The organism is Wolbachia endosymbiont of Armadillidium vulgare str. wVulC (assembly GCF_001027565.1).
Taxonomy (GTDB): Bacteria; Pseudomonadota; Alphaproteobacteria; order Rickettsiales; family Anaplasmataceae; genus Wolbachia.
Genome location: NZ_ALWU01000001.1, coordinates 66,894 through 85,233, shown reverse-complemented (window position 1 = coordinate 85,233; position 18,340 = coordinate 66,894). Strand labels below are relative to the sequence as shown.

Genomic DNA, 18,340 nt, shown 5'->3' with positions numbered 1-18,340 from the left:
GTGTATTAATTACAAATTAAACCTAAAGTGCATTATATCACCATCTTGCACTATATAGTCTCTGCCTTCGAAGCGAATTTTGCCTGCATCTTTACAGGCTGATTCGCTTCCATATCTTATATAGTCTGCAAAGCTTATCGTTTCTGCTTTTATAAAGCCTTTTTCAAAATCAGTGTGAATTACACCTGCTGCTTTGTCAGCTGTTGATCCTATTTTTACTGGCCATGCACGTGCTTCTTTAGGGCCCACAGTAAAGAAAGTTATCATACTCAGCACTTCATACATAATACGCGCTACTCCATCAAGTCCTGATTCTTGTAAGCCAAATTCTGATAAAAAACTCTGTTTTTCTTCTTCGCTACCAAGATTTGCAATATCTGCTTCAAGTTTTGCTGAAATGCAATAAAATTTGCTTTTATTTTCTTCTGCCATTTTTTCCACCCTTTTAGATAGTTCATTACCAGTTATGATATGCGTATCTTCAACATTACAGACGTACATAACAGGTTTTGTTGTCAGCAATTGAAGCGACTTCATTTCAGTGTCATCCGCGTTTTCCAAACTTCTTGCAGGCTTACCAAGTTTTAAGGTAGCTAAAACTTCCTGAGTCAACTCAAGCTGTTTCTTTAGTTCTTTATCACCTTGCTTTGCTTTTTTTTCAAGTTGTGGTAGCCTTTTTTCTATACTGTCAATATCAGCTAGAATTAATTCCATTTCCACCACTTCAGCATCTGATATTGGATCTATTTCATTGTGCACGTGGCTAATGTCGTCGTCTGTAAAGCATCTGAGCAGATGAACGATAGCATCAACTTCTCTGATATGACTCAAAAACTTATTTCCGAGCCCTTCACCTTTGCTCGCACCTTTTACCAGGCCTGCAATATCCACAACTTCTAATTGATTGTAGATTATTTTCTCTGAGTGAGCAATTGCGGCGATTTGTTTTAAGCGTTGATCTCTTATTGGCACTTTGCCAACATTTGGCTCGATTGTACAGAAAGGATAGTTTGCAGCTTCCGCTGCACTTGACTCTGTAAGCGCATTAAATAAGGTTGATTTTCCTATATTTGGCAGTCCAACTATGCCACAATTAAAGCTCATATTTACTATATAAAACTATAATTATTGCATAATTAAAAAATTTTTGCTATACTTAATTAGTTATTAACAATTTTATTAGTATATAGCTTAAGAAGGTAAAAATTATGATTATAGCTGAGAAACAAAAATTACCAAACAATCCTCTTGATGTTGATGCAAAAAGGCGCAAGATTTCAGGGAGTGATGTAGAAGAAGAACTTTCTAATAGCCAAGTAGTTAAATATGATACTGTGGGTGATGGCAACTGCTTTTTCCATGCAGTGTTTGGTGATAACAGCTCCGGTTCATATAAGGCTGAAAGAGCGCAAGATATGAGAATGGAATGGCACAAATTTTTAAGTCGATTTACATCTTTAGGTAATGCAAGTATGCCAGCTCCTTTAAAAGATCAGCTAGAAAAGGTTTTTAATATGTTTTTTAATAAGCCAGGGGATTTAACTGGCAAGTCTGATAAAATAAAGGAGCTGGTTGAGCAAACAAATAGGAAAATTGAAAATGCTGAAGGTAATGTGAAGAGGTTAGTAAGTAAAGCTGTTAGCAAATTTAATATATCGCATGATCAGGCTATGTCTAATCTAAGTGAATATGCAGAAGCTCTTTATGGCATTGGTGAAAATGACTATAATGCCGAATATAACAGTGATTTTAGTACATGCTTATTTCTTAATGAGCCTGAGCTCTACCGAGCTTATCTAGAAGCAATAGAAAGTAAAAGTTATTTTCCTTTCATTGAAGAAGTTCAGATATTAGCTTCTTTAGCTAACATTGAAATTAATGTCCATTGTGAAGTTAGCGGTAGAGAAAAGTTTGAACCAAATCCTGAAATGATACAACTAAATCAGGTATGTAATCGTGAGAGTTATAAATTAAACGATAAGTTATGGGGTAGTAAAGAGCGAGAAACAATATATCTTGGGGGGAATCATTACTCTAGAGCTAAGGTTGTAACTAAGGAAGTTCAAGAGCAAGAAGACTTTCTATTAGCAAAACAACTTCAGATAGATGAGATCTTAGAGTATTGTAACCTTCCAAAGGATATCTCTGAGAGGGTAGAAATTGAGAAGAGGTTTGATGAATTATTGAGAGAAAATCTTGGAGGAAGAGTTCACGATGTTATAGAGCAGTGCGTTAGTGATATAAAGCAGCGCATAGAGCGCTCTGAGAAGCAGAAGTTTTTGAGTCCATCTTGTAGCATGGAAGAAGCAAAAATACAAGGACTATCTAGTCAACAGCAACAAATACTTGTGAAATAATAGCTCTATTCAGAAGCATGGTTAATGTGTGAAGATTTAAGTAAAAGTGGTGTTATTCAAACTTTTCTATCTAATGCTTAAGCTTAGATGTTTTTATACGATACAATGGTGTCATCCCAGTGCTTGACACTGGGATCCAGGAATTTTATTAAGTTGGTAAGCAGAAAAGTAGCCGTTTTATGTTAAAATACAACATTTTGATGATCATGAAAAAACTGGATTCCAGTGTCAAGCACTGGAATGACACCGTCTGCTACGCGAATTGCCTACAAACCACAATGTTCGTACAGTTGTGTGTCTGGACACTGGGTTTGTTGTAGACTTACTTTTACTTTGCCTACCTTATTTTACCACTCTCCTGCCTATATATTTTTATATGGGGCTTTTTGCAAAAATTTTGCATTTTGTGTAACATGATCTTCAATGTGTATAACCTAAATGCGAATTGATCACGAAACTAGTGTAATTATTGATGCTATAGAGAAATTTGGTGGTGAGGCAAGGCTTGTTGGTGGGTGTGTTAGAGATTCAATTTTGCAGCGTGACGTTCACGACATTGACCTTGCTACCAATCTTCTGCCTGATCAAGCAATTAAAGCGTTAAAACTCCGTAATATAAAAACTATTCCAACTGGCTTAAAACATGGAACTATCACTGCAATCTTAAATCAGAGGTCTTTTGAAATTACGACACTAAGGCATGATGTAAAGTGTGACGGTAGGCATGCAAAGGTAGAATTTACCAATGATTGGCAAGCTGATGCTTCAAGGCGCGACTTTACGTTTAATGCTCTTTATGCAGACAAGCATGGCCATATATACGATTACTTTGGTGGCACTCAGGACTTGAAGGCGCGAAGGTTAAACTTTATAGGCAACGCTGAAGATAGAATTAAAGAAGACTATCTACGTATTTTAAGAGCATTTCGTTTTCACGCTAAAATATGCATAGGAGATTTAAGTGATGAAATATTAGATGTATGCAAAAAATATTCACACATGATCCAAAATCTTTCTGGAGAGAGAATAAGAGAAGAAGTATTTAAACTGCTGGAGTGCAATGATCCTGTTCCAACACTTAAGAGCATGCAAAAATCTGATGTTCTACAAAAAATTATTCCAAAAGAAGTAAAATGTGAAATTTTATTCTCAAAACTTCTTCTCGGCGCTGATGCATTAGTAAAATTAGCGTTGCTTCTTAGGACTGCCGGAAGTCTTGGAGAAGACGTGAGCAAGTTTTTACGTCTTTCAAATAAGCAAAAGAAAAAGCTATTATTTTTACTATCGAGCAATATCAAAACAGAGCTTTCAGAGAAAGAGCAAAAAAAATACATATCTTTATTTGGTATAGAATTATATTGTGATTTAATGAAGATTTGTGGTATTGAGTCTGAAACAAATGTTGATGAATATATTTCATTTGCTAATACATTCAATATTCCAAAATTTCCTTTATCTGGCAATGATTTAATAAGTATAGGTCACCAGCCAGGAAAAAGTTTGGGTAGGAGTTTAGAATTGCTAAGACAACACTGGGAAAACAGCTCCTACACTTTAACAAAAGAGGAGCTGATACTTTATGCTAAAAGTTTTATTTAGACGTTGCTGCTTGCTTCATACTTAACAGAGTACTATTAGTGTGACTCATGGAAGAACTAGGCTTTTTAGCTTTTTCTGTTAATTGGTATTCATTTTTTTCTCCTGGAATTTTACTGCACATTTTCTGGTCTGGAGATAAAAATTTATCTCTAATACTTAATGCCAGTTGTAATCCTTGAATCTTATTTGAAAAACAATTCATTCTACCTTGCGTTAGCTCCTTCACAGTAACTTCTCTGACTAAATCATTACTGCTATTATTTCTGCCGCGAAAATCTTGCAAGACAGAATCTGTGATTGCAGCAGCACCTTTTTCATCCCACCTTAATTTTTTCATGCATTCATTAATAGAAGGTAATAACTTATCTTTTAACATTCCATCTAGTAGTTCTTTACCTATATTTTTTCCAATTTTACAATGTTCGTTGACAACTTTTTTAACCTGAGTTTCTATGATCTCCCTTGCGGATTGTTTCAAATTGCTTTCTAATAATTCAAGCAGCTTACTGCTTTCAAATTTACCATCATCTTGATTTGATAGAGACTTGATAATTTCATTAAGCACGTTATGGCAAAAGTGTTTCTTTTCAAATTCAGGAAAACTTTTTTTCAACTCTTTATTTTGATCAGATAAAAAGGCATCGAGGTTCTCATTCTTCAAAAGCTTGTTAGACAATTTTGAAAGAGTTGATTTGGTAGTTGACTTTGCAATAGATACTCTACTCATTGTATCTAGCTCTTTAGCTTTTGTTTGCTCTTGTGTATCTTCTGTTAACTTTCCATTTTGTTGTTCACCTCCAGCTGTTGAATTTTCAATTTTCTGTATTTTTAACTCGTAATTTTCTCCAAGTGTTTCTGAATGTGCTTGAATCGATGATAGTGCAACACTGTGCGAAGATTCTAATTTTTTCCTCAATTTATCTATTTTAACCAATAGACCTTCTTTTTCTTCCTGTAGTTTTTTAATATCAATTTTCGATTGATCTTCTGCTTGCTTCCGTTCCTTTTGTAACTGCTCAATTTGCTTCTCTTGCTTTGCAAGTTCTTCTTTTAACATTTCTGTTAGATCAAAAGAAGTTTCCTTTAAGCTATCATCTATTCCAGCTGATTCCCACTCTTTACTTTCTTCTAATGTCCGTACTTGTTCTTGTAACTTGGTAACTTCATTTTCTAACCTCTTGTTCTCTTTTTCAGCAGCACTTAACTTACTACTTGAATCTTTTAATTTATCTTCTAAATCAATTTTCTCTCTCTCCAATTGTTGTTGAGCGCTTTGTAATTGAACAGTCAATATATTTACATTTGATTGTAGAGTTTCTTTTTCTCGACTTAAGTTACTAATTTTGCTTTTTAACTTACTCTTAAGTTCTATTACTTCTGTTTGTAGGGTTTTATTTTTATCATTCATTGCTTTTTTATCTTGTTCTAAAGCTTTATTTAATTGCGTTAAGCTGCTTATTTTTTCGTCTTTTTTTTCCATCTCTACTAAATTTTCCTTTATTTGTTCTTCATGTAATTTTTCTATTTGATTTGTAACGCTTTTTAGTTCTACATAATCACTTTCAAGTTGTGATCTTAATTGCTCAGTTTCTTCTGACACTGAATCATTTATGGATATTGTTTGTGGTCCATTATCCCAAAGGAGTTCGTTTTGATTATCTACCTCTTCTTCTTCATCCACCTCAATATCAGAGCAGTCTTCATCAGTGGATTCACCACTTACTTTGAAATAAACTCCTTCATCTTCACTCTCTTCTTTTGTAACTTCAGGAACTTGAACACTTTCATCTACTGTTATAAGACCGTCTGTTTGCGTTGCCATATATTGAAATGTAGTTTCATCTTCACTCATTATCTCACTCTGAATCTCTTGTGCTACAACTTCAGGAACTTGAATACTTTGATCTACTGCTTTAAGAGCATCAGTCTGATCTGCAATAACTTTATTGTAATATAGGATATTCTCTGCCCATTTACTCCATCTCTTTGGCAGTATTCGTCCAATTGTTTTTAGATATAGCCAAGCAAGCACAGTAGATAAGCTGTATTTTTTTTCCTTTTGTTTAATATTAATTTTGTAGTTAACTATATTGTTAGTATTCAGCATAAAATTACCTCATTTTCTTACTTTGAAATTTTTAATGGTAATAAAATTATATATATTTGTATTAATATTAAATAAATATTAATACAAATGTAAAACTATGGTAAAGTTTTACACACTTCAAGCAGAAATACACGTGTTCGTAAGCACAGAATTTGCTTTTTCTATTGCTCTTGCTAACATTTCTTGTTCATTGTGCTGATTTTTCACATTAATTACCTGAGCTGCCAAGTTTGCAGGAAAAGTGACCAAACTAACTTCCCATAATTCCACTTGCTTTAACACTCGAGCTCCGCTTTCACGATCAACATCATACTCTATAGGTATATAACCAATCGAAAGCCCGTTAATAGTCTCAGTTTTGAGCATTAAATATATTTCCTCTGCTTTTTGGATACCCAAAAGCAAATGTGCAGTTATATATAGGCCAACATCATTTTCGCAAATATCTATAATATTACCTATAGGTTCGCTTGGATTGTGCTGCCAAAGAAGTTTTATCTTGTTTTTATTTAAATTTTCCTTAAATGCTCCAGGTAATATCAGATCATTTTGCTTATCAACTATGTTAAAAACGCTCGCATAGCCAGAAAATACACCATTCTCTCCTATGCTTTTTATTGACAATGGTGAATAGAAAAATTTCTTATTCATAAAGCCTCCTGTAGTATTGGGAATTTTGTTTTGCAACGCACTGCGATATAATTCTATTATATGCAGCGCTCTGAAAATGGGGAAGTACTTTTTTTAGTTATAAAATTTGTCGTTTTATATACAGAAGGGTAGGGGAGCTAGTCAACAAACTTTCCTGTGAATTTTCTAATTCTTGTGTGTCCATCACTACCCCACTATTAAAGCTTAAGTGTAAATGATACAGCACTATAGTTGTGTAGTCAAGGTAAATACTAGTATATTAAGGAAATATTTATTATATTAATATAATTACTTAAACTAACAATTAATCACTAAAAGAAAATAAATTGAGCTTTTCTAGACTGCAAAATCCAGCTGTATGATTTGCAATTAGTAGGTTAAGTTACAACTATATGAACATTATAGATAATTTGCGTAGTAGATCCCAGTGTCACCTGGGATCATAATAAAGGAGAAAGTAGGAAAGAGCTATATGTTCTGTCCTTGCATATTTTGTTGTTCAGTGGTAGCGTTTTCCAAATTTGTAGAGATAGTAGCAAACATCCTTCTCGCTAAAGCTGTTGACAATGCAGCACCAATTCCAGCTCCAGTTGCAGCTATAAAACCAGGGCCTAATAATTCCATATTTGTTTCAGCGCTGCTGCTAGTTATATTGTTAATTAACATCATCGCGCCTGCTCCTAAAGCTGCTACTAACCCAATCCTCGATGGTTTACTTGTTGCATCAAGAGAATATTGTACTACTTCTCTAAGCCCTGAATTCCTGTTTTTTAACGCTACTGCTATTGATGCTGGTAACATGACCATTATTGGCATGGATAATAGTCCTCCAAGTGTTGTACCAATAATTTCACTCACTTTTGATTTTCCAAGATTCACTCCTAAGGCTGTTATACCTAATACTCCAATTGAGGTGATAATCCTTACATTTCTCTCTTCCATTTCTCTCACATGCGCCTCATATTGTATTGCAGCTTCTGCTAACGCTAACCCAATACTATTTGGTTGCTGTGGAATCTGATTTACTCGCCCTAACTCTTGTGAAGTTTTCCCTCCAATACTTTTGACGGCATCTTCTAAGTCTAACAATGATCTGTTATTTAACCTTACGTTATCTTGACTATCACAAAGGATAATGTAGCCTAAAATTGGCATTCTCAGATCACTCATTTCTATATCATCATTAATATGATCTTTTAATTCATCAATAATCTTTAATGCTCGCTCTTTCATATCTTTTTCCTCTTCTGCATTAATTGGTGCAAGTATGAAAAAAATTATTCCAAGCAACTCTTGTTGTAAGTTTTTTAAATCCATGATAATTACCATTAATATTTAGTTAAATAATATAGTGCTATAGTTACTTAATCAAGTTAATTATTAAGATATTAAAGAATAAAATACCAAAGAGTAATATCCTTAGCCGTAAAATACAAAAATAACTGACGGGTTCTTTATAATTAGAAATATTAAGGAATTTACTAAATAAAAAAGGTAAAAGAAGCCCTAATTGTTATCTACTTTTCAGAGTCAGCTATTTAGCTAACTCTGAAGAGTAGGAAAGAGCTATATGTTCTGTCCTTGCATATTTTGTTGTTCAGTGGTAGCATTTTCCAAATTTTGTGAAGATTCAAATTCTTCTTGCATATCCAGTATGTCTTCTATTACTTGCTGATCTTCATCTCTTTCTTCTAATTGAAATGCTGCTGCTTCTTGAGGTGCTTCTAGCAGTTTTTTTAATATTTCTGTGCGCAGTTTCTCTGTTATTGATTTCCACTGTAGCATTACTAGCATTTCATTGTGCAGCACTGACATTTTCTGTAGTGTTTTCACTTTTTCTGACAGTCCTTTATTTTCTTTTTGCAATGCTTCTATTTTTCTTTGCTGATACTGATTATCTGAATTTGTCATTGGTAATCCATGCATAACCTACTCCAAGTTAAAATTTAGATATTATTAATTAAGTGATACAGTTTCTTTAGTCAAGATAAGCATCAATATATTATAACATTAGGATTAACAACTAAAAGAATAGAATGAAATATCAGGCAATATTCCCTATAATTAAACTTTTAAGATGGAAAAATGACAATTCGTGTAGGAATTAATGGTCTTGGTAGAATAGGCAGAAGTGTATTGCGTGCTATTTTTGAAATAGAAAAATATGGTGAGCAAATAGAAGTCGTAGCTGTAAATGGGTCACTCAGTGCTGAGCAGCATGCACATTTGATTAAATATGACTCTGTTCATGGTAAATTCAGTGGTGATATTGATTTTAACGAGTCTGGAAATTGGCTATCTATAAATGGTAAAAAGTTTTCTTTATATAGAGAACGGAATCCTGAGAATATTCCTTGGAATGTTGATGTGGTACTTGAATGCACTGGTGCATTCAACAAGCGTGCGAAAGCAGCAAAGCATAATGCAGAAAAAGTAATTGTCTCTGCTCCAGTTTCAGATGCTGACGTAACTATAGTTTACGGCGTAAATAACGATATGTTCAAAAAGGAGCATAAAGTGATCTCAGCAGGTTCTTGTACTACAAACTGTCTGGCTCCAATTGTACACGTTTTACATTTTAATTTAGGTATAAAAAGCGGTTTTATGACCACTATACATGCCTATACAAATGATCAAAATATTCTTGATGGCAATCATAAAGACTTGCGCAGGGCAAGGGCTTGTGGCCTGTCTATGGTGCCAACTACAACTGGGGCAGCAAAAACTATTGGTTCTGTTATTCCTGAGTTAAAAGGAAAGCTAGATGGCACTGCCATTAGAGTTCCAGTTAGCAATGTTTCTATGGTTGATTTTAAATTTACGACTGATACGAAGGTAACAGTTGGAAAAATAAATGAAATGTTTAAGAATTCAGCAAATCATGTACTTTCCATATGTAAAGAACCTTTAGTTTCAATAGACTTTGTTCATAACCCTTATAGTGCAATTGTGGATTTAGCTGGTACATATGTCACAGGTGATATCTGTAGAGTTGCAGCGTGGTACGATAATGAATGGGCTTTTTCACTAAGGATGTTAGACATAGCATTATTGTAAAGTATGAATAAAAAATATGCTTCATTTTATGAGCACTTTGCGGAACTCAGAAAAAGGGTTATTTTTTGCTTTCTATTTTTTTGTGTTACTTTCGGTTTTTGTTACTACTTTAAAGAAAATATATACCGTTTTTTACTTGCACCTTTAATAGAAGTTACAAAAGATAGCGATGATTTTTCTCTAATCTATACAGACTTAACAGAAGCGTTTTTCGTATATCTCAGGGTTGCAATAATGAGTACACTTTTGTTTTCTTTTCCTGTGTTTGCATGGCAATTCTATATGTTTCTAGCACCTGGGTTATATAAACGCGAAAAGGCAGTGTTATTGCCATACTTAATTGCAACACCAGTTTTGTTTATAACGGGAGCTGCTGTAGTTTATTACTACATATTTCCCTTGGCCTGGAAATTTTTTATTGCTTTTGAACATAGTGGAAAGTCTTTCGGTATACCGATAGAGTTTATGCCATCAGTTAGTGAATATTTAGACCTTGTTCTCCAATTCATGTTTGCGTTTGGTACTGCATTTCAAATTCCAGTCATACTCACCTTAATGGTGAGGGTAGGGCTACTCACTGCACAAAGTTTGTCAAATAAACGCAGAATTGCAATAGTGGTAATTTTCATTATTGCCGCAATCTTAACTCCACCTGATGTACTAAGCCAAGTAGGGCTTGCAATTCCAATGCTGGTATTATACGAGCTCTCTATCCTAATATGTAGATATATTGAGAAGAAAGCAAAGGATTGAATCAAGAATATTAGCTATAAAAAAAGGATGAACACCAGAGCGCTTTTTCTTGCTTGAGTATATTAACATTGATAGTGGAATTATGTAAATTGCCCTTTACTAGCTACCTTATGGGCATCCCGGCGAGACAAAGTCTACCAAAATTAACAGTAGTCACAAGGCGTTAGACCAAATTAACATTAGTGTAGTAATCAAAAATGACCTAGAAGCTTTACAGTCATTAGTATCGAAAATTACATAATATACATTATGGAAAATATAAGCAACACAAGCTTTCAGCAAGAGAAAATGCAATTTTTGCTCTTCTCAAACAGCATAAAAAAGTGCCTGTTGCACCTCCAGATTAGCATCGAAAAATGCTCAAGTACTAATAACGCGTAAACTACGTATTCCACTGGATTATCAACTGAGTTATTCACAATGTTGTGAATAGCCCCAACACCAAGCGATTAACACTGCTAAAGAGCAGCCACAGATAGTTTTTGCTACCATCTTCTCTCTTTACTGATATTAAATACTCGCAGCATGCCTTGAAAGGATGTATAGTTTCACAATTTCTGTGGCAATCATGATGTGGATCGTATGCCCTAAGTATCGATGGAATCAAATCTTGTTTAGGTTTTAAATCATTTACCATAATATTTTCCTTAAAGTATTAATACTATATCGATAATAGTATAATTACTTTTCAGATACGTTTTTTTTATTGAAAATTTCAGAAAAATGTTGTATAGTTATTACTATACTTTTTTGGTAAAACTTATGGCAGATTCAAGATTTAGTATAACTTTCAGCAAAGAAACTTCGAAGTGCCTTACTGGACTTGCTGAAGTAAGAAACAAATCTGTAAAAGAATTAACAGAGAAGTTAATGCAACAAGCAATTGAACTTGAGGAAGATAGAATACTAATCGAGCGTGCTGCTGAGCTTGATGTTCCAGGCACGAAAAAGATTAGAAGCGAGGATATAAACTGGGATACAGTATTAGCTAAAAGAGTTGAGGGTACAAACTGAAATATAAGATTACTTATTTAGAAAACGTTGTTAAGAAAGATTTCCCTGCTTTATCGTCACCAATCAAGAAAAGTATTATAAGAGCTATAGACGAGCGAATTGCAGATGAACCAATGAAAGTTGGTGCACCATTGCTCTACGAACTTAAAGGGCACAGAAGGCTACAAGTTAGCGATTATCGTATTATCTATACAGTAGACATTGCAGAGTGCGAAGTAACTATCACTTCAATAAAACACAGAAAAGAATCTTATAGGAAGAAAAATTAAAGTCAGTTATACTACAAATTTACCTACAATACTGCCACTCCTCCTAACATTTGATTTATAGCTAGCCAGCAATCTAAATTGGTAAACACGAAAAATTGATTCCCATTATAACGTCTTAATGCTAACTCCACCTGCATATAAATTTGCATGGCTTTTTTCAGTATTAAGCAATGCAAGTCCAATATTGTCCACACTAGAGCGCAGTTCCCCTACTTCTTCATTATTTTCACTAATTACTTTAGTGCCAATATTTGGAAGTGCATTTTCTCCCTCAACGAGGTAAAGTTTCCTTCTGAATGCTTCTTGTCTGCTCATTCGATTTACAACTTCCTGACCTATATAGCACCCTTTATTAAAGCTTATGCCATTTATCTTATCAATTAAGTATTGCAGCGGGAATGACGAATTTTGCACCATATCTTTCGCTCCATCTGCAATAAGATTTTGAATTCTAACTTTTTCATATTGAGTAAAATCTCCAGCTAATTCCTTTATTTTACCCTTATGTATAATCCTCATTCCTAAAGATCTATGTCTTGGATCTTGGAAAATAACTTGCGATTCATTACTATCCTCCACTAATTTAGTATTAAACAAGACTCCAACCTCATGCAACGAACTAACATCTTTAATCCTCACTCTCAAGTAAGTTTTGAGCAAATCTAGTTTTTCAATTATTTGCTGCAGATGAGTGTTTTCACACTCAAGAAAAATATATTTGTCATACTCAATAAGAAAAAAATCGTATAGGTATTTTCCCTGAGGGCTAAGTAATAAAGAGTAAATAGCCTTTTGACTATCTAACTTATTGATATCATTTGTTATAATATCCTGCAAAAAACCTCTTGTATCTGGTCCATATAAAGATATTACACCACGATTTGGTAGCGGTATGTAACCCATAAAACTTCTATTCAAACCTTAAATTATACACTTTTTCTTGTATCTTACTAACCCCAACCCTTGAAATGTAACCTTTAGATGACTACATAGAATTGTAGGTTAGTTTGTTAATGAGGAAAGACAAATGTCAAACGTAAACTTAAGTGTATTAGATGATAGTGTATTAGTAAAGCCTATCAACGAAGAAAAACAAGGTGGAATTGTACTTCCGTCAAGCGCTGAAAAGAAGCCTACTAAAGGTGAAATTATAGCAATTGGCAGTGGTTCACGCAACTCAAGCGGAGAGCGCGTAGCTTTAACTGTAAAAGCTGGTGATAAAATATTCTATCGCCAATGGGCTGGAACAGAAGTAGAGCATGATAATGAAAAGTATATCGTAATGAAGGAGTCAGATATACTCGCTGTTATCAAATAGTTATCTCTATTTTACTAAATTAATGCGCTATATAAGTGCATTATGTATTTTAATATTTTAAATTTTTTATTAATTTAAGGGGTGATAAAAATGGCTAATATAGTAGTATCAGGCGAACAGTTACAAGAAGCCTTTCGTGAAGTTGCAGCAATGGTTGACTCAACGGTAGCAGTAACTGCAGGACCTAGGGGAAAAACAGTAGGAATTAGCAAGCCATATGGTGGACCAGAAGTCACAAAAGATGGCTATAAAGTAATGAAAGGCATAAAGCCTGAAAAACCATTACACGCTGCAATAGTAAATGTCTTTGCTCAGAGTTGCTCTCAATGTAATGACAAAGTTGGTGATGGTACAACAACGTGCTCAATACTAACTAGCAATATGGTAATGGAAGCTTCAAAGTTAATTGCAGCTGGAAATGATCGTGTTGGTATTAAGAATGGAATACAGAAGGCAAAAGATGTGGTATTAAAAGAAACTACGTCGATGTCTCGCACAATTTCTTTAGAGAAAATGGATGAAGTTGAACAAGTTGCAATAATTTCTGCAAATGGTGATAAAGATATTGGTAGTAGCATTGCTGATGCTGTTAAAAAGGTTGGAAAAGAAGGTGTTATCACTGTTGAAGAGAGTAAGGGTTCAAAAGAATTAGAAGTCGAACTTACAACTGGTATGCAGTTTGACCGCGGTTATCTCTCTCCATACTTTATCACAAATAATGAAAAGATGAGCGTGGAGCTTGATGATCCATATTTACTGATTACGGAAAAAAAACTTAATATTATTCAATCCTTACTTCCTATTCTTGAGACTATTTTCAAGTCCGGTAAACCTTTGTTTATTATTGCAGAAGATATTGAGGGTGAAGCATTAAGCACTTTAGTGATCAACAAATTACGTGGTCTAAAAGTTGCTGCAGTAAAAGCTCCAGGCTTTGGTGATAGGAGAAAGGAAATGCTCGAAGACATAGCAGCTTTAACAGGTGCTAAGTATGTCATAAAAGATGAGCTTGGAATCAAGATGGAAGATCTAACTCTTGAAGATCTTGGTACTGCTAAAAATGTTAAAATCACTAAAGACAATACTACAATTGTTAGTGAAGACAGTGACTGTGATAAACAAAACAGAGTAAATGCTAGAATTAACCAGATTAAGTCTCAAATTGAAACTTCAACCTCTGATTATGATAAAGAAAAGCTAAGAGAACGTTTAGCAAAATTATCAGGTGGTGTTGCTGTGCTCAAAGTTGGTGGAGCAACTGAAGTGGAAGTTAAAGAGCGTAGAGATAGAGTCGAAGATGCGCTGCATGCAACAAGAGCTGCAATTGAAGAAGGTATAGTTCCAGGTGGTGGAGTTGCACTTCTTTACGCTGCATCTGTTCTTGATAAGCTAAAAGGTGCAAACGATGTAGAACAAATAGGTATTAACATTGTCAAAAAAGTTCTCAGCTCTCCAATCAAAAGATTAGTTGAAAATGCTGGTCTTGAATCTGCTGTTATCATTGATCATCTAATTAAGCAGAATGATAAAGAGCTTATATACAACGTTGAGACTATGAACTATGCTAATGCATCAACATCTGGTGTATTTGATCCGGCAAAAGTAGTTCGTATTGCTTTTGAAACAGCAGTGTCTGTAGCAAGTGCACTCATTACTACGGAATCTATGATAGTTGATCTACCAAACAAAGAAGACAATGCTTCATCACCTATGGGTGCAGGAGCAATGGGTGGAATGAATGGATTCTAAATAAATAAAACAAGCCTTGGAGCAATTTGCTCCAAGGTATCTTTCCAGTTCTCGGAAATCTTACATTTATTAAAGATAGTAAGTTTGGTGTAGAAATGCACTACTATTTATATTCGTTATATTGTGACTGCTTAACAATAAAAAATAGCATATGAAAGTTATAATTGCTGGTATACTTGTATTAGTATAATACTATATTAATAAATAATTTATATAATATTATTTATTATAACAGCTAAAATTCAAATTATTTTCTTCGTAAATAGAGTATTTATGAAAATACGTATACATTCAATGCTACTTTTGCTTTTTTTTTGCACTCAATTGCATGCTGAAGAAGAAGTTGCAAAATTTGATCTGCTCATTGGTAAAGTAAATGAAGCAAATCTCGCCATTGAAGGCGCAATAAAGGTTACAATAAAACCGGGTTGGCATATATATTACAAAGATCCTGGAGATTTCGGCCTTCCCACTTCCTTTGATTGTAAGGGTAACACATCAAATATAGATATCCATTGGCCTACTCCCAAGGAACATGAAGATAAAGTTGGACAAGTTACATTTGTTAGTAACGTATATGAAGATATGGTGTTATTTCCCTTTAAAACTAATATAGTTCCAAATCAGGAATACGTTGATATTAACTTTCATATAAAGTATGCAATATGTAAAGATAGGTGTATCCCTAAAAATGCTGAGGTAAAAACCAGGCAACCGCTAAAGGATTTTATAGACTCTGATATCAATAAACTCATAAATGAGTGGTATGAAAAATAGAGTTCTCAGTGGGCAAGTAAGGCAATAGTTTAAAAATATTATTCCTGCTAATTTTTGAACAGATTGTTTAGTGGCTTTAGCTCATTCAATAAGCTGTTGTGAAGTTTCTGGGTTGACTAAACTTTGATAAGTTCTACCAAAGTTTATGGGTAATTATACAGCATTTTTCTGAATTTTTTAATAAAGAATTTGCAGATCAAATAATAAAAGGCATGAATTTTTTCATAAGGTATCATAATTTAGGAGAGTTTGCTAATTTAAGTTGACGCCATTGCCTGTATTACTAAAAATTCAATATCAAACCAGCTTCAATATTATGAGTGGATATGTCGTCTGCAACAGGTGTTGGAATATTAAAGTAACGATAGCCGAGAAAGGTTTTAACTTCTGGAATTATTGAATAATCAACACCAAGTTTTATTTGATAAGCAAACCAAGGAATATCCAGTGGCATTGAATTTTGGGGCAACCCATTAATCTTTTTTAATCTAAAAACTGTTGGTCCTATACCAAGACCAATGTACGGAGCAAATTGCGTATTTTGAATATTAGGGTTATAATAGAAGTTTAATAAAAATGCAGACACACTTGCTGATTTATCAAATACCGGAGGAGAATTACTATTTTCAATATTAACTTTAGAATATATGGTCTCAAAATCAACTCGGCCATTTTCTCCAGCATAGTAACCTAAAGATATGCTGTTAAGCCACTGGAAATCAACCGTACCATTAAAATCCAGAATTTTCTCAATTTCCCTTGTTGCTATATTTTTCACGATAATGTTAATGTAATGATCCTCTTCGATCAAGTTTAGGATTCTTTTTCCTATTGCTTGTATACCCTTTACAAATGTTTCTGAATTATCATGGTATACCTTACCACCGTTAGCGCTAACATAAAAATCAAGTTTTTTTGATTTCTTTTTTGTAGGCTCAGCTTGATCTGCAATACGTGGCCACATATTTTTCTGATCAGCTGCTTGGAAAATAGAAGGTGAATTACTTTCAAGTTCTTGACATTTTATTGGTATTTCTTTTTCAGCAACCTCTTCAGAATGTATCACACTTTCATTATTGTCTGTTTCTAATTTTAAGGGTTGCACTTGCTCAATGTGTGTATTGTTACTGACATAAGCAATAAAAAAATAGACACATGTAATGAAAATGAAAAATAAAGTAATAGATATTTTATTCATCACCAATGAATTGTTATTTATAGCATAACTACTTATATCATATATTTCTTTTATGTACAAAAATTAAGAAAGAATATTTCCAATTAAATAATTATTTTCTGTTCCTGTAACATGAGCTTTTACAATATTTTTAGCTTGAGCTTTTGATGTAAGTTTTATTAATGCAAAATTTTCTGCTCTACCAACATGATTTTGCTCAGCCAGAACGTTTTGTTTAGTACCGATCAAAGATTGATAAAAATTGCTCATTATTTCCTTATTTATCTCTCTTAGATGCTTTACTCGTTCTTTACGCACATTCTCCGGTACTTGCGGCATTCGTGCAGCAGGCGTGTTTTTCCGCTCTGAATATGGAAAAGCATGCAGGTAAACTACATTTATTTTTTTTAGTAGATCAACTGTATCCTGAAACATTTCGTTAGTTTCTGTTGGAAATCCAGCAATAATATCAGCACCAAATGCTATATTAGGCCTCAAGTTCTTCATTTTATGACAAAATTCTATCACTTGTTCTCTGTTGTGACGACGCTTCATTCTCTTTAGTATTAAATTATTACCAGATTGTAGACTCAAATGTAAATGAGGCATAAGTCTTGACTCATTAGCTATTAAATCCATTAATTCGTTGTCAACTTCAGCAACATCAATAGAGGAAAGTCTTAGTCTCTTTAACTGTGGTATATCCTTTAAAACTCTTCTAATCATTGAACCAAGTGATGGCTTATCAAACAAATCTGTACCAAAGTCAGTAATATCAACACCTGTAAACACCACTTCTTGATACCCATTGTCTATAAAAATCTTAATTTGCTCTATAATACTGTTTATTGGCACAGATCGATTATTCCCTCTTGCCTCAGTAATTGAACAAAATGTGCAGCTATGATTGCAACCATTTTGAATCTCAATAAATGCCCTCGATTTATCTTTAAATCCATTAATCAGAACAGGTTCTACTTGGTTATCACTGACTAAGATTTCATCATTATCTAGTAGATAATTTTTAGCTCTTAGCTTATCTTGATTACCCAGCACTTTACTTACACCAGGAATATCACTATAAGACTTAGGATCTAATTGAACAGCACAGCCAACTACAATAATTTCTTTACTTGGGTCATTTTTATAAATCTTACGTATTTTTTGCTTTACTTGACGCTCTGCTTCGTTTGTCACTGCACAGCTATGCACTACAACAACATTTTCTCTCTTTGCTTTTTTTAACGCTTCTTTGATTAACTCGCTCTCGTAAAAATTTAGACGACAACCAAATGTTATCACTTCATTCATATTCTTTGCTTCAATAGACCTAAATTATATCAAATATCCAAACAAAATGACTATTTTTTGGTAAATAAGTGCTTGCTGAATTATGTGCTGCGTTTAGAGAAATATAGCCAGAGCACTAAATCCTTATCTGAAATGTACCATATAACTATACTGAGTTGTAAATATGACACAAGAATTTAGATTATCTTAGTTATTTCATTG

The 18,340-nt window shown here is 33.7% G+C and carries 18 protein-coding genes and 1 pseudogene; 10 read left to right on the top strand and 9 right to left on the bottom strand.

Going from position 1 to position 18,340, the window contains the following annotated elements; all coding sequences use genetic code 11:
* Positions 1-9 precede the first annotated feature (9 nt).
* Positions 10-1,104: a redox-regulated ATPase YchF gene (gene ychF / locus wVul_RS00390; RefSeq protein ID WP_047758714.1), complete on the bottom strand. Its 1,095-nt coding sequence runs from the start codon at positions 1,102-1,104 to the stop codon at positions 10-12.
* A 104-nt stretch (positions 1,105-1,208) separates the two neighbouring features.
* Here ychF and wVul_RS00385 point away from each other — a divergent pair, with 104 nt between their 5' ends.
* From wVul_RS00385 to wVul_RS00380, 3 genes and pseudogenes are all read left to right on the top strand, one after another.
* Positions 1,209-2,357, top strand: coding sequence for a hypothetical protein (locus tag wVul_RS00385; RefSeq protein WP_047758713.1), 1,149 nt, complete (start codon positions 1,209-1,211; stop codon positions 2,355-2,357).
* Between the two features lie 210 nt (positions 2,358-2,567).
* Positions 2,568-2,648 (top strand): annotated as a pseudogene (locus tag wVul_RS10365) (WPE palindromic element domain-containing protein); the annotation flags it as partial.
* A gap of 147 nt (positions 2,649-2,795) precedes the next feature.
* Positions 2,796-3,956 (top strand): CCA tRNA nucleotidyltransferase, encoded by a 1,161-nt coding sequence (locus tag wVul_RS00380; protein WP_047758712.1) that lies wholly within the window; start codon positions 2,796-2,798, stop codon positions 3,954-3,956.
* Here the strand turns inward: wVul_RS00380 and wVul_RS00375 are convergent.
* From wVul_RS00375 to wVul_RS00360, 4 genes are all read right to left on the bottom strand, one after another.
* Positions 3,949-6,063, bottom strand: a complete 2,115-nt coding sequence (locus wVul_RS00375; protein ID WP_047758711.1) for a coiled-coil domain-containing protein — start codon at positions 6,061-6,063, stop codon at positions 3,949-3,951. The two genes, wVul_RS00380 and wVul_RS00375, sit on opposite strands and share 8 nt — an antisense overlap.
* A 117-nt stretch (positions 6,064-6,180) precedes the next feature.
* Complete coding sequence (locus tag wVul_RS00370) at positions 6,181-6,714, bottom strand: HK97 family phage prohead protease (protein WP_047758710.1); 534 nt, start codon at positions 6,712-6,714, stop codon at positions 6,181-6,183.
* A 468-nt stretch (positions 6,715-7,182) separates the two neighbouring features.
* Positions 7,183-8,031, bottom strand: a complete 849-nt coding sequence (locus tag wVul_RS00365) for a hypothetical protein (protein WP_047758709.1) — start codon at positions 8,029-8,031, stop codon at positions 7,183-7,185.
* 249 nt (positions 8,032-8,280) lie between these two features.
* Complete coding sequence (locus tag wVul_RS00360) at positions 8,281-8,640, bottom strand: hypothetical protein (RefSeq protein ID WP_047758708.1); 360 nt, start codon at positions 8,638-8,640, stop codon at positions 8,281-8,283.
* A gap of 159 nt (positions 8,641-8,799) precedes the next feature.
* Between wVul_RS00360 and gap the strand changes: the two genes are divergently transcribed.
* Complete coding sequence (gap, locus tag wVul_RS00355; RefSeq protein ID WP_047758707.1) at positions 8,800-9,771, top strand: type I glyceraldehyde-3-phosphate dehydrogenase; 972 nt, start codon at positions 8,800-8,802, stop codon at positions 9,769-9,771.
* A 3-nt stretch (positions 9,772-9,774) separates the two neighbouring features.
* Positions 9,775-10,524 (top strand): twin-arginine translocase subunit TatC, encoded by a 750-nt coding sequence (gene tatC / locus wVul_RS00350; RefSeq protein WP_047758706.1) that lies wholly within the window; start codon positions 9,775-9,777, stop codon positions 10,522-10,524.
* A 415-nt stretch (positions 10,525-10,939) separates the two neighbouring features.
* Here tatC and wVul_RS00345 read toward each other — a convergent pair whose 3' ends face one another.
* Entirely contained in the window at positions 10,940-11,161 is a 222-nt protein-coding gene (locus wVul_RS00345; RefSeq protein WP_047758705.1) for a hypothetical protein, read from the bottom strand.
* Positions 11,162-11,286: 125 nt separating this feature from the next.
* Here wVul_RS00345 and wVul_RS00340 point away from each other — a divergent pair, with 125 nt between their 5' ends.
* Together wVul_RS00340 and wVul_RS00335 are read left to right on the top strand one after the other, a co-directional pair.
* Entirely contained in the window at positions 11,287-11,538 is a 252-nt protein-coding gene (locus wVul_RS00340; RefSeq protein ID WP_047758704.1) for a hypothetical protein, read from the top strand.
* Entirely contained in the window at positions 11,535-11,807 is a 273-nt protein-coding gene (locus wVul_RS00335) for a type II toxin-antitoxin system RelE/ParE family toxin (RefSeq protein ID WP_047758703.1), read from the top strand. Before wVul_RS00340 ends, wVul_RS00335 begins: the two co-directional genes overlap by 4 nt.
* Before the next feature lie 105 nt (positions 11,808-11,912).
* Here wVul_RS00335 and ygfZ read toward each other — a convergent pair whose 3' ends face one another.
* A complete protein-coding gene (gene ygfZ / locus wVul_RS00330) occupies positions 11,913-12,710 on the bottom strand; it encodes a CAF17-like 4Fe-4S cluster assembly/insertion protein YgfZ (RefSeq protein ID WP_047758702.1) in 798 nt (265 codons plus the stop codon).
* Between the two features lie 124 nt (positions 12,711-12,834).
* Between ygfZ and wVul_RS00325 the strand changes: the two genes are divergently transcribed.
* The 3 genes from wVul_RS00325 (at position 12,835) to wVul_RS00315 (ending at position 15,651) form a co-directional block, all read left to right on the top strand.
* Complete coding sequence (locus wVul_RS00325; protein ID WP_047758701.1) at positions 12,835-13,125, top strand: co-chaperone GroES; 291 nt, start codon at positions 12,835-12,837, stop codon at positions 13,123-13,125.
* Positions 13,126-13,215: 90 nt separating this feature from the next.
* Positions 13,216-14,874 carry a chaperonin GroEL gene (gene groL / locus wVul_RS00320; RefSeq protein WP_047758700.1) on the top strand — a complete coding sequence of 553 codons (1,659 nt, stop codon included), beginning with the start codon at positions 13,216-13,218 and terminating at the stop codon, positions 14,872-14,874.
* 273 nt (positions 14,875-15,147) lie between these two features.
* Entirely contained in the window at positions 15,148-15,651 is a 504-nt protein-coding gene (locus wVul_RS00315) for a protein-disulfide reductase DsbD domain-containing protein (RefSeq protein ID WP_047758699.1), read from the top strand.
* 283 nt (positions 15,652-15,934) lie between these two features.
* Here wVul_RS00315 and wVul_RS00310 read toward each other — a convergent pair whose 3' ends face one another.
* Together wVul_RS00310 and mtaB are read right to left on the bottom strand one after the other, a co-directional pair.
* Positions 15,935-16,852: a P44/Msp2 family outer membrane protein gene (locus wVul_RS00310; protein WP_047759058.1), complete on the bottom strand. Its 918-nt coding sequence runs from the start codon at positions 16,850-16,852 to the stop codon at positions 15,935-15,937.
* Positions 16,853-16,912: 60 nt separating this feature from the next.
* Positions 16,913-18,139 carry a tRNA (N(6)-L-threonylcarbamoyladenosine(37)-C(2))-methylthiotransferase MtaB gene (mtaB, locus tag wVul_RS00305; RefSeq protein WP_047758698.1) on the bottom strand — a complete coding sequence of 409 codons (1,227 nt, stop codon included), beginning with the start codon at positions 18,137-18,139 and terminating at the stop codon, positions 16,913-16,915.
* Between the last annotated feature and the right edge of the window lie 201 nt (positions 18,140-18,340).